The organism is Rheinheimera tilapiae (assembly GCF_042432165.1).
Lineage (GTDB): Bacteria > Pseudomonadota > Gammaproteobacteria > Enterobacterales > Alteromonadaceae > Pararheinheimera > Pararheinheimera tilapiae.
This window is the reverse complement of sequence record NZ_JBHLXP010000001.1, coordinates 912,980-924,910: the sequence shown is the minus strand read 5'-3', so window position 1 is coordinate 924,910 and position 11,931 is coordinate 912,980. Positions and strand designations below refer to the sequence as shown.

The window sequence follows — 11,931 nt, the reverse complement described above, 5'->3', positions numbered from 1 at the left end:
GGACAGAAGAGGGATTAAATGCAACAAAATATTTAGTTGGGTACTTGGTCGTATTCTGTCTGTCATTGACCGCACGACGATGCGTAGTACACCGCGTTTAGCAAGCTAACCCCGTCACTGAAATTCATCGGAGTAGCGTCGCCACGCCAGATGCAGGGCTATGGGTACATAGTGATGTCATATGCGCCCGCAGGCTCGTCGCAATACAACGCTGATAGCTGCTTTAAATCAAAAAGCTAAACAACTTAATCAGCTAGAATGAGTTATCGAAGTTAATCGGGTGCTCAAAACTATGAATCCAAAATTCTATTTATGGTGTGAACAGCGAGTCATACTGGCTGTCGTAAATGGAAGTTGGGACCGACGGACAGCCGAAGAGTATTCGGCCGAATTCAAGAAGTTGGCCATGCCATTGCTGGACTCGGATTGGGCTCATATTGTCTATCTCGACCAATGGGAACTGGGTGTACCTGCAATTGAGCCCGTTATTCAGGAATTAGTGCAATGGTGTATCACCCATAAACTCAGGTGTGCAGCCCAAATTTACTGCCCGCATATGGTAAAAAAATACCAGCTGGATCGGATGATTGTTGATCATACCGGTGATTTTGAAAAAAGAGTTTACCCAACACAACACGAAGCATTTCAATGGTTAGCAGCGGAAGGTTTTACTATGGAAACTCAAGACTTCCAGCAGAAAGCATCTTAAATCACCAGCACCTCTTGGCGACAGCATAAAGCCAGTCACTGGCAAACAAAAAAGGCACCGCAGTTACCTGCGGTGCCTTTTTGTTGGAATGAAGTGTGAGTCAGCCGGTAAGCCGGGTTCTGTGCTCTGTTGCCAGAGTAGCAATCATTCCTCTAGGACGTACGTCGCCGTACGCCTCAAGCAACCTACCCGCCCCCAACGCGGGCCGCGCCAAAGGGGGCCTATTTGGTCTTGCTCCGGGTGGAGTTTACCGTGCCACGAACTGTTACCAGTCGCGCGGTGCGCTCTTACCGCACCCTTTCACCCTTACCTGATCCCTTGCGGGCCATCGGCGGTTTGCTCTCTGTTGCACTGGTCGTAGGCTCACGCCCCCCAGGCGTTACCTGGCACCCTGCCCTGTGGAGCCCGGACTTTCCTCCCCCTGCTTGCGCAGGCAGCGATTGCCCTGGCCAACTCACGGCGCGGATTATACGCAGATCTTCGGCAGAACGCAGCAAGCTTTCTCTGCTTATTATCCCGAACGTTGCAATTCAACAGCACAATAAGATAATTACTTTCGACACATACACAATTTATGTAACATGAAGCGCTTTTATTTTTATAAGGACATACAAAAGATGTTAAACAAAGCTATTTTCGGTTTTATGCTGCTGGCTGCAGGCGCTGCTCAGGCGGAATCGGCGCATCCGCTGTACGCAGGGCTGGTGTTGCAATCCAATACGTTGAAAGTCACTGCTGTCACGGGTTACGCCAAATACGAACCTGCCATGACAGGTGTAACGCTTGGCTATGAATTTGCTGACTATTTTGCGCTGGAAGGTCGTGCGCTGAAAGACAGCAATTCTGATGAAATCCGCCCGGTGCAACTAAAAGTCAACAGCCAATTCCAGCTGCAGTTGCGCGCACACTATCCGGTGCTGGAGCAAGTGCGGGTCTATACCACACTGAGCCATGTTCGCTCGAACTATGAAATGCACGCGACACCAAACGGCAGTGGCGGTTCCACCACGCGCTTTAGCCAAAGTGGCGCCGGTTATGCTGCTGGCATCGAATATCTGTTGACCCCACAATGGAAATTCGCGGTCGAACAACAATGGTTACCAGAAGAAGATCTGACTGACCGTCTGACCGGTACCAATATCAGTACAGACGCCAAAGCACTGACGTTCAGCGCTAGTTACGCATTCTGATTGCTTCGCTCTGATCGCAAAAAAGCGCCTGTTGGCGCTTTTTTATTGTGCAGGTGGAATCATCGTTCACTTTGGGTCAGCGCTGCGGCAAAACCAGCCGTGCGCCATTATTCGTCCTGACCACTCCAGCTCAGCCCCAGCTTGTACAAAGCATTTTTCTTTTCACCATGAATTTCCGCAGTCAGCGCCGCAGCTTTTTTCAATGGTAATTCAGCCATCAATAACCGCAGGGTTTGCTGGACAGCCGGCGCTATGTCGTCGGCCGCTTTTTCCGCCGGGGGCGCTATCATCAGCACCATTTCGCCCTGACAACGCTGTGGATCGGCTTCCAGCCACTCTATGATACTGGTCGCGGTACCATGTTCGAAATGTTCAAAAGTCTTGGTCAGCTCTTTCGCCAACACCAGTTCACGATCGGCGCCGTATACGGCCATCACATCCTGCAAGGTATCGATGATGCGCCGGGCCGCTTCATAACAAATCACAGTGCCGACACCGGCCGGAATGTCTTTTAACACTTGTTGGCGCTGGCCGGATTTGGCGGGTAAAAATCCGATAAAATGGAACTTGTCGGTGGGCAAACCAGCGCAGCATAAAGCGGCGATCAAAGCGCAAGGCCCTGGAATTGGCACTACCCGCACGCCGGCGTCGCGACATAACCGGACCAGACTATAACCCGGATCTGAGATCAGTGGCGTACCGGCATCACTAATCAGCGCGACGTTGTCGCCGGCTTTTATTTTCTCGACCAGACTGGCGGCGCGTTGTTTTTCATTGTGATCATGCAAGGACAAAAACCGCGCTGAGATGCCTAAATGGCTCAGCAACTTCCCGCTGTGCCGCGTATCTTCTGCCGCCACCCAGGCCACGTCACGCAACACCTGAATCGCGCGCTGACTGATGTCATCCAAATGGCCAATCGGCGTGGCCACGATATATAAAACAGCTTCGGCTACAGACATGAAAATTCCCGGGTGATGGACAGAGCATTAAGGCAAGTTGGCCGGTTCTGCCACTTGCCAGCAAAAGGTCTGCTGCGTTGCAGGCAGGATGACCGGTCCGGACAAATGGTATAAACTAACGGCCATTCAATCAGCTATTGTACCTGCGCATTGTGAAATCCAGCAAACTCAAGCTTCGTTTATCTGTCCTGCTGCCGATTGGCGTCAGCCTGCTGACCGGTTGCGGCAGTACTCCGGCCCCAGTCGAAACGACGACTGCAGCACCAGTACAGCAATCAGCCCCAGTCAGTAAAGCGCCGACACCGGAAGCCCTGGCTGAGCCGCTGACACTGGAACCGGCCGAAGTCACCTATCAAGCTGTCACGACCGCCGATGAAGCGGTGGCGCAAGACGCGGACGAACAGCTGCAGCGCGAATTGCTGCAACAGGCCAAAGCCGCACTCAGTACCGATCCCAAACGTACGCTCGCCATCTGCTTTGAGCTGCAACAATCGCTGTACAGCCAAATCCGTGCGCAAAATCAGCTGCCACTATTACAGTCTGCTTTAGCCGATAAGCAACACGCGTTGGTAGCCCGCTTGGCTGACCAAACTGCATTTACTGACGTGCCGGAAGCCGACCGGCAAGCGTGGGCGCTGGCACTGAGCGAGTATTTCCAGCAACAGGATGACAATGTCAGCGCGACCCGCACGTTATTAGCGCTGGATGCCTGGTTGGGCAACAGTGCTGACAGCACGGCGCAAGACCTGTTGTGGCAACAACTGGTGAAATTATCCGACGCCGAGCTGCGTGAACTGGGTGAGCAAAATCATCCCCGCGCGCAGGCCTGGCTGGAACTGCTACAACTGACACAAGGTTTTGCCGGCGACCAACAAGCTATCACCCAGGCACTGACTGATTGGCAACAACGCCACCCGATGTTGCCGGCCGCGGATAAATTGCCCAAGGACGTAAAGCTGCTGAGTCAGACACCGGCGTATAACCCGGAACGTATCGCCGTGCTGTTACCGTTATCCGGCCCGCTGAAAACACTGGGTGATGCGGTGCAGTACGGGATGGCTGCCGCTGCCGCGAAACAACAACGCACGTTGGTATTTATTGATTCGACCAAACCGGCAGCTGAATTACAGGCTGAAGTCACTGCGGCGCAAGTGCAGTTTGTCATCGGGCCTTTGCTGCGTGAAGACATCGACAAAATCCAACAATTGCCGGACTGGCAATGGCCCACTTTATTTTTAAATGGCAAAGGTGATTTGCCAGTGAAGCCGGAGCAATACTTCTTCGCGCTGGCCTGGGAAGACGAAGCAAGCCAGATGGTGCAGGTGTTCCGCCAGCGTCAGTATCAGCACCCGGTGCTGATTTATGCCGTCAATCCAATTGGCCAGCGTATGGCGCAGCATTTCCAGAGTCGCTGGCAACAAAGCGGTGGTCAGCCGGTCGAAACTTACAGTTATAGCTCGCAGGAACAGCTGCAGGCGCTGATTAACAAGTTCCTTGAAGCCGAAGCAAGCGAGGAAAGAGCAAAGGAAATCAACCGGTTAATCGGTCAGTCGATCAAAGCCGAGCTGCACAGCCGCCAGGATATCGATGCGATTTATCTGATTGCCGATCCGGTACAGACGCGTTTTTTCAAACCTTTTATCGATGTCACGGTCAGTCCAACGGCCAAGCGCCTGCCGATTTTTACCAGTTCACGTAGTCACAGTCTGAAAGTGGATAAAACCGATCAACGAGATCTGGCCGGTCTGACCATGACAGAGATGCCGTGGTTGTTGCCGCAGGCCGCCATCGCGCCGCCGCTACGGCAGGAATTCGACAGCCTGTTTGCCGAACAGGATGAACAATTACAACGACTGTTTGCTATGGGGCACGACGCACTGATGCTGGTGGGCCACCTGAAACAACAGCAGCAATTTCCGGCCATGGCGTATCATGGCCTGACCGGTAGTCTGCGTCTGGCCGACGGCCATAGTATTCAGCGGCAGTTAACGCTGGCACAGTACCGTCAGGGTAAATTGCTGCTGGTGGACAAAAAAGCGCCGTGAGCCGCGACAAAGGTCAGTTTTTTGAAACATTAGCCGGGCAGTATTTGCAGCAACAAGGTCTGCAATTAGTGGCGCAAAACGTCAGCAGCCGTTTTGGCGAGCTGGATTTAGTGATGCGCCAGCAGGATTGTCTGGTCTTTGTCGAAGTGAAATATCGTCAGTCCAACGCTTTTGGCAGCGCGGCGGCGATGGTGACCACAGCAAAACAACAAAAATTACGCGCGACCGCCCATTGGTATCTGCAACAACAACAGTGGCGGGGGGCAGCCCGGTTCGACGTGCTGGCAATTGAAGGCGAAGCGCCTTATCAGTTCAGCTGGCTAAAAAACGCATTTTAAGGATCCACACTGATGCAGGAACATATCCGGCAGCTTTTTTCCGAAAATATCCAAACGATGATTGCCACCGGCGAAGCATTGGCTGGGCCGATTGAAACTGCGGCGCTGACGATTGTGCATGCGCTGATCAACGACCGCAAAGTACTCTGTGCCGGTGAAGGCGCCGCCAATGCACTGTCCGGCCATTTTGCCCGGCTGTTGCTCGACCAGTTTGAAACCGAACGGCCTTGTTTGCCTGCCTGCGCGCTCAGCAACGACAGTTGCGGCCTGGTCCATCTGTCACAACAACAGGATTTTCTGGCCCGTCAGGTCCGTGCACTCGGCCAGGAAGGCGATATTCTGCTGGTGTTGTCATTGAGTGGCGATGAAAACAGCCTGATCCGCGCCGTTGAAGCGGCACTAACCAAAGATATGACGGTGATAGCGCTGACAGTCGACAATAATGGCGAGTTGTCCGGTTTGCTCGGCAATAGCGACGTTGAACTGCGGGTTCCGGCTCACCGGCCGGCCCGGGTTTATGAATGTTACGCCTTTTTATTACATTGTGTTGTTGAACTGATTGATAACACTTTATTTCCACAGCAAGATGTTGACCCCATCTAACAGGAGAATCTGATGTTCAAGCTGCGAAATCTGTTGAAAGTGGCTGCGCTTGCCACGCTGGCAATCGCACTACAAGGCTGTGCGGCCAAAGACCGCCGCACGCTGGGCTCTCAAATCGACGACAATAGCATCGTGATCAAAGCCGGTAATGCGATTGAAGCCAACAAAACACTCGAAGAAAAAGCCAATATCAATGTGTACAGCTACAACGGCGTGATCCTGTTAACCGGCCAGGCGCCAAATCAGGCGATGGTAGAAGAAGCCGGTGAACTGGTGCGGCCGGTGCAGGGTGCAAAAGACGTACAAAATCAAATCCGCGTCGGTAATCCAACCTCATTTACCACCCGCAGCCGTGACAGCTGGATCACCACCCGTGTCAAATCCCTGCTGTTAGCGGATAAAGAGATTAGTGCGCTGAACATCCGCGTGATCACCGAAAACGGTGAAGTGTTCCTGATGGGCATCGTTGGTGAGCAGGAAGGCGATAAAGCCGTTGAAATTGCGCGGCACGTTAATGGCGTATCACGCGTCATTAAAGCCTTCGAGACACAATATAACTGATTGATTTTATAATCTGAGATTACGAAAATGCACCGCGCTACCGGCAGGCACGGTGCGTTTTTTAACGCACCCTACCACAGATCCCGCACACCTCAGCCGCGCTGAACGCTGTCAAACATCCTGCAGAGCTTTTAACGCCTTGGAATGAAATTCACGGTGTTTCATCACAAACAACACGACGATCGTTGCGGCCATAAATAGCCAGACATTGATAAACCAGGCCAGCGTTGCCAGCGAAAAATAAATCGCCCGCAAGCCGTAGTTAAATGAATGCGCAGCCTGATCTATCACCTTCGCGGCTTTATTGGCGTACAGACTGCGATCAGCCGGCGGCAACTCGCGACCATCCGGCGCGGCACCGATCAACACGCCACCAAAACCATATTGACGCAACGACCAGGTAAACTGAAAAAACGTGAAGACGTAAATCAGCACCAGACAGAGAATTTTAAACTGCAGTAAGCCATCAACATGGTCCAGCCACGGCATCACCTGCATCAACACCGCGGCGATTTTGTCACTGGACGCCAGCGCAGTCAGCAAACCGGCCAGGATCAGCATCGAACTGGAGGCAAAAAAACTGACATTGCGTTCTAACGTGGAGATCAGCGCGACATCTGCCATTTTGTTATCGCGGATCAGCATCTGCTCCATCCAGGCTGTGCGTTTACGGCGTAACTCATACGACAAACAACTGACTTCACGGGCACGGCGTTTGGCAAACAGGGTATACCCCACCCACACACCGACAAACCAACACAACGCGATTAAATCCAAATAAGGTAACTGCTGCCAGCTCACGACAACTCCTGTTGTTGCACAGCAGCGGCTGCGGGCGCAGCATGCAGTGGTAATTCACAATAAAAACAGGCGCCACCCTGCTCGGCTTGCTGATAAAAAATACTGCCGTGCATCCGCTCGAGCAATTCTTTGCAAATCGCGAGGCCGAGGCCACTGCCGCTTTGCAACCGGCTATCGGAGCTGTCGGCCTGCGAAAATTTTTCAAACAAGCGCGGAATAAAATCTACTGGCACGCCCGGCCCCTCATCGCTGACCATCAGCTGCACCAGATCGCCGGTTAGCAAAGCCCGTAAGTGCACAGTACTGTGCGGCGGTGAAAACCGGATCGCATTCGCCAGTAAATTCGCCAGGATTTGCAACAGACGGCTGCCGTCGATAAACAAGGTTAAATCTGGTGCGATCGCCGCTTCCAACGTCAGTTTGACCTGACGCGACAAAGCTAAAGCACTGTGGCGCTGTAAGGCCTGTTGCAATAGCGGCAACAATAACTGCTGTTCCGGCTGCAGCGACAACTTGCCGGCCTGCAGTTTCTCCATATCTAGGATATCGTTGACCAGATTAATCAGTTGGTCAGCATTGCTGCGGGCGATATCCAACATTTGCTGCTGCGCCGGGAGCAAGGCGCCGACCGCACCAGCCGTCACCAAAGCTAAGGCTCCGTTGATGGCGGTCAACGGCGTACGCAATTCGTGACTGACCGTGGAAACAAATTCGCTTTTCAGTTTTTCTATGCGTTTGCGTTCGGTGATGTCGCGAAACAGTAAGACTTGTAACGTCTGGTCTTGCAGTTGAATTTGCGTTTGCAGCAATTCCACCTGCAAAGTTTCACCGTGCAGCCGCTGCGCAGTCAGTTCCTGCGCACCGCGACCTTGCTGCAACTCCGGTGGCTGTGGAAACAGGATCTGAAACGGCAGGCCACGCAGCTGCCGCGCCTGATAACCAAACATCTTTTCGGCGGCATTGTTAAAGGTATGGATTTGGCCGGTCGGATTTAGCACGACAATAGCGTCGTCAACGTTATCCAGCACTGTGCGGTAATATTTTTCATTTTGTTCAAAGGCTTTACTGGTGTCTTTCCAACGCTGATTGGCGCGGAACACACCGGCGATCAGCAACACCAGCATCAGACTGGTACTCCAGCCCACCAGTCGGAACCATCCCGACAGACTGTCCGCCTGCAACAGCGGCCAACTGGCCAGCTGCCAGTGCGCGCCGGCGATATTCAGATCCAGCACCACGGCCGGCGCCTGAAAATTCTGGATCTCACCGAACAGCATGTCGCCCCAGTTTTCGCCGCCAGCGCGGCGTAATGCCACACCAACATCCAATTGCTGTGCTTGTTGCTTCATCAGCCGCCAGACATCGTCAACGTTCAGCACAGTACTGACAATGCCCCAATAGCTGCCATCATGCAGATACACCGGAATGCGGTAAACAAAAGCCCGGCCGCCCTGTGCCAGCTCTAAAGGCCCACTTAGTTTGGCTTTGCGGCTACGGATCGTTTTTTCAATATCCGGCCATTGTGTGGCCAGATCGGGATAATACAGATTCAATGCTGCTTCATTGCCAGCCAGCGGATAGAGATAAGTGAGACGATTGCCGGGCGCTACGCCCATATTGCGGATATGTTTGCCCTGGCGAACCAGATTGGGTAACAAAGTATTGAAATCTTCGGCACTGGCTTTGCCGGACAAGGCCTGCACATGAGCCACCAGGCCCTGACTAAGCTGCAATGGCGCATTTAACTCCATTTCCAGCAATGCACGTAAGCGGGCGGCACTTTCAGTGGTTTCACGCACCAGCAGCATGTCTTTACGCTGCTGCTCCTGACGAGCCAGATACTCAACCACAGTGCCAAACAACAGCATCAGCACCAGTAACATCACGCTCTGTAGCCGGGTAAACCCGAATTGCCCTGCCTGCAAAATGCACCTGCTCCCGTAGTTTTTGCACAAATCAGGCGGGCTGAACGCTGCCTGCTCACTCCGGATAATGATACACTCGCCACTCTATTGCGACAGTTAATTTTTCACCGAAGGAGCCTGCTGTGACCGAACTGCTGCTGACCACCCCAGACGACTGGCATTTACATTTTCGTGATGGCGATATGCTGAAAGAGACCGTTCCTGCCACTGCGCGTTGTTTTCAGCGGGCTGTAGTGATGCCCAATCTGGTGCCACCTGTCACCACTGGCACTTTAGCCAGCGAATACCGCGCCCGTATTCTGGCAGCCCGCCCTGCTGGCAGCAGCTTTGAACCAGTGATGACCATTTATCTGACCGACACCACCACAGCACAGGATATTGCCGAAGCTAAAGCCGCCGGCGTGCTGGCCGCCAAGCTGTATCCGGCCGGCGCCACCACCAATTCGCATTCAGGTGTCTCTAGCCTCAGCAAGTTATATCCGGTGCTCGATGCCATGGTCGAACATGACATGTTGTTCCTGGTACACGGTGAAGTGACCGACAACCACGTCGATATTTTTGACCGCGAAGCAGTGTTTATCGAACAGCATCTGCGCCAGATCGTCGACCGCTTCCCAGCCTTACGTATCGTGCTGGAACATATCACCACTGCCGATGCGGTGGAGTTTGTTAAAAACGCCGGGCCGAATGTCGCCGCGACTATCACCCCACAGCATTTATTACTGAACCGCAATGACATGCTGGTCGGTGGCATCCGCCCACACAACTACTGCCTGCCGGTACTGAAACGCCGCACGCATCAGGAAGCCTTGCGTGCCATCGTTGCCAGCGGCAATCCGAAGTTTTTCTTAGGTACCGATTCCGCACCACACGCCAAACACCGCAAAGAAACCGCTTGCGGCTGCGCCGGTTGTTACAGCGCCTGGAGCGCCATTGAGCTGTACGCGCAGGTGTTTGAGGAGCTTGGCGTTATTGAAAAACTGGAAGGTTTTGCCAGCCACTATGGCGCCGATTTCTACCGCCTGCCACGCAACAGCGGTCAAATCAAACTGGTGAAACAATCCTGGACAGTGCCAGAAGAAATCACGCTGCCAGACGGCAGCCCGATAGTACCGTTTTACGCCGGCCAGACCCTGCACTGGCAATTGCAGGCGGAATAGATTTGCAGTTTTAGCTTGGTATAGCGGTCACTACACAGACCGTTATGCCAGCAGGTCACTCGATTCATGGGGGGAACATCGCTGCATCTATCGCGTTGTTCCAACTGATGATTTTAAAACGTTTACTTCTAAATCTTAATACTTAATGTAAACAACGATGATACTGACTGAATATAATCTGTTCACTCTGACTATTACCTTTATCATCAAATCCAATAGCCTAATCGTTGTGTGTTGATTTTTGCACGGATATGAAAAAGCTCTTGTTTAAAGTGAACCAAGGTGAAAGCTTTGAGGGCAGCAAACATGAAGCGGAGCAAGAAACAGCTCAGCGACCACCGTTGAAAGTTGTTCTGGCTGAATTAACCAACTTATGATTAAAACGTACGTCCGTTTTGAATGGCATCAAGAATCTTGAGCTATCCCGATATCACTCAGGATATACCTAAACCTTTTTTTCAAACCATCGCCATCTATGGGACGAAAATACTCTGGTGTGTACCATTGCGTCACTCCAGATAGAACATAGGCAGACGCTAGTAACTTTGCGACTCTGTTGTTATCCAAGAATTGAACCGTTCCAGCATCTTCATTGAGGCTTAACTGCTTGCTTAGCTGCGAGTACACGTCAGCCGTTCTTACGAGATTCTGTGCCAATTTAAGGTATCTTTGGATATATTCATCTAAGGCACGATTGTTTTGAGGGAATAGTGATGTGTAAAAGCTCTTTGCTTTTTCGAGACAAATATCTTCACTCTCCCATCGGCCAACTATTGCTGGATGAAATTCAAAAGCAACTCGCTCCATTAGGCGATTAATGGTCTTTATATCGTAACTATCAGAAATCAAGCCGAGCCGCTGAGAGATATCTTGCTCACCCAAAGCCTCAATATCTAAGCATTCAGAACGCAACCGATTGGCTGCGTACCTGTACTCCTCCATTAATAGTGTTAGTTCTCTCTGCTTCTGCGCCTCTGACGCCATAACTTTTTGTGCGGCAACCGATTTAGCGAACTCTCCCCTCGTCAACCGCAACTCTTCAGACTGAATCCGAATCGTATAAAGCAGCGCGATAAAAGAAGCAAAAGCCAGTATCGGGTTTAGCATTCCGCCGAAGTAGTCCCCAACTTGGCCCCACTTATCAAAGTCTGGCTGAAGACCTCGCTGATGAAAGTGCTCAACAAAGGTCCCGATAACAAGTATTACGTAGAGCACCAACGCTATGATTAATAGCATCGTTGCTATTAATACGAATCGAGGGAGCTTCTCGTGATTAGGCTCAGAGTCGTCTGGCTTCTTGTCTTCAGAATGAGATGCTTCCGGCTTAGATTCAAGTGACTGCTTGTCTGTAGCCTGAGATCCCGCTTTCTTGTCGCTAGAGTTCTTTGTGCTAACAAAGATAAAAGTAGCGATGAAAGCCAAACTTGCAGGAATCGCAATGACAAGCCATCTCCAATTTTGCGCACCAAAATCTAGCAAGTCCCTAAACAACATAAAACATCCCTGATAACTACGACAAAACCTGCAATTTAACCCAAATAAAGCCAAGCCACCAGATTGCAGACTCAGTCCCACACATCAATAGTGCTGACAAAGACTATGCCGCTGCAATACAGCAATTCCGACTGCCGGCGTGA

At 51.9% G+C, this 11,931-nt stretch carries 11 protein-coding genes and 1 other RNA gene; 7 read left to right on the top strand and 5 right to left on the bottom strand.

Annotated elements, in window-relative coordinates; all coding sequences use genetic code 11:
- Nucleotides 1-292 precede the first annotated feature (292 nt).
- The gene (locus tag ACFFJP_RS03810; RefSeq protein ID WP_377240687.1) at nucleotides 293-709 is read left to right on the top strand and encodes a hypothetical protein; all 417 of its coding nucleotides are present in this window, start codon (nucleotides 293-295) and stop codon (nucleotides 707-709) included.
- Between the two features lie 92 nt (nucleotides 710-801).
- Here ACFFJP_RS03810 and rnpB read toward each other — a convergent pair.
- An RNA gene (rnpB, locus tag ACFFJP_RS03805) (RNase P RNA component class A) lies at nucleotides 802-1,166 on the bottom strand.
- 160 nt (nucleotides 1,167-1,326) lie between these two features.
- Here rnpB and ACFFJP_RS03800 point away from each other — a divergent pair.
- The gene (locus ACFFJP_RS03800; RefSeq protein WP_377240685.1) at nucleotides 1,327-1,899 is read left to right on the top strand and encodes an outer membrane beta-barrel protein; all 573 of its coding nucleotides are present in this window, start codon (nucleotides 1,327-1,329) and stop codon (nucleotides 1,897-1,899) included.
- Between the two features lie 107 nt (nucleotides 1,900-2,006).
- Here ACFFJP_RS03800 and rsmI read toward each other — a convergent pair whose 3' ends face one another.
- Complete coding sequence (rsmI, locus tag ACFFJP_RS03795; RefSeq protein WP_377240683.1) at nucleotides 2,007-2,861, bottom strand: 16S rRNA (cytidine(1402)-2'-O)-methyltransferase; 855 nt, start codon at nucleotides 2,859-2,861, stop codon at nucleotides 2,007-2,009.
- Nucleotides 2,862-3,013: 152 nt separating this feature from the next.
- Here rsmI and ACFFJP_RS03790 point away from each other — a divergent pair, with 152 nt between their 5' ends.
- From ACFFJP_RS03790 to ACFFJP_RS03775, 4 genes are read left to right on the top strand one after another with little or no spacing between them, the layout of a single operon-like run.
- Nucleotides 3,014-4,906, top strand: coding sequence for a penicillin-binding protein activator (locus tag ACFFJP_RS03790; protein WP_377240681.1), 1,893 nt, complete (start codon nucleotides 3,014-3,016; stop codon nucleotides 4,904-4,906).
- Nucleotides 4,903-5,244: a YraN family protein gene (locus ACFFJP_RS03785; RefSeq protein WP_377240679.1), complete on the top strand. Its 342-nt coding sequence runs from the start codon at nucleotides 4,903-4,905 to the stop codon at nucleotides 5,242-5,244. Before ACFFJP_RS03790 ends, ACFFJP_RS03785 begins: the two co-directional genes overlap by 4 nt.
- 12 nt (nucleotides 5,245-5,256) lie before the next feature.
- Entirely contained in the window at nucleotides 5,257-5,847 is a 591-nt protein-coding gene (locus tag ACFFJP_RS03780; RefSeq protein ID WP_377240677.1) for an SIS domain-containing protein, read from the top strand.
- A 12-nt stretch (nucleotides 5,848-5,859) separates the two neighbouring features.
- The gene (locus tag ACFFJP_RS03775; RefSeq protein ID WP_377240675.1) at nucleotides 5,860-6,408 is read left to right on the top strand and encodes a BON domain-containing protein; all 549 of its coding nucleotides are present in this window, start codon (nucleotides 5,860-5,862) and stop codon (nucleotides 6,406-6,408) included.
- Nucleotides 6,409-6,519: 111 nt separating this feature from the next.
- On the opposite strand, the gene ACFFJP_RS03770 is transcribed toward ACFFJP_RS03775, so the two are convergent.
- Both ACFFJP_RS03770 and ACFFJP_RS03765 read right to left on the bottom strand, forming a co-directional pair.
- Nucleotides 6,520-7,209, bottom strand: a complete 690-nt coding sequence (locus tag ACFFJP_RS03770; protein ID WP_377240673.1) for a DUF599 domain-containing protein — start codon at nucleotides 7,207-7,209, stop codon at nucleotides 6,520-6,522.
- Nucleotides 7,206-9,092, bottom strand: a complete 1,887-nt coding sequence (locus tag ACFFJP_RS03765; RefSeq protein ID WP_377243353.1) for an ATP-binding protein — start codon at nucleotides 9,090-9,092, stop codon at nucleotides 7,206-7,208. The genes ACFFJP_RS03770 and ACFFJP_RS03765 overlap by 4 nt, the downstream gene beginning before the upstream one ends.
- Before the next feature lie 164 nt (nucleotides 9,093-9,256).
- Here ACFFJP_RS03765 and pyrC point away from each other — a divergent pair, with 164 nt between their 5' ends.
- Nucleotides 9,257-10,294 carry a dihydroorotase gene (gene pyrC / locus ACFFJP_RS03760; protein WP_377240671.1) on the top strand — a complete coding sequence of 346 codons (1,038 nt, stop codon included), beginning with the start codon at nucleotides 9,257-9,259 and terminating at the stop codon, nucleotides 10,292-10,294.
- Between the two features lie 405 nt (nucleotides 10,295-10,699).
- Here the strand turns inward: pyrC and ACFFJP_RS03755 are convergent, their stop codons facing one another.
- On the bottom strand, nucleotides 10,700-11,788 hold the full coding sequence (locus ACFFJP_RS03755; RefSeq protein ID WP_377240669.1) for a hypothetical protein: 1,089 nt from the start codon (nucleotides 11,786-11,788) through the stop codon (nucleotides 10,700-10,702).
- Nucleotides 11,789-11,931 lie beyond the last annotated feature (143 nt).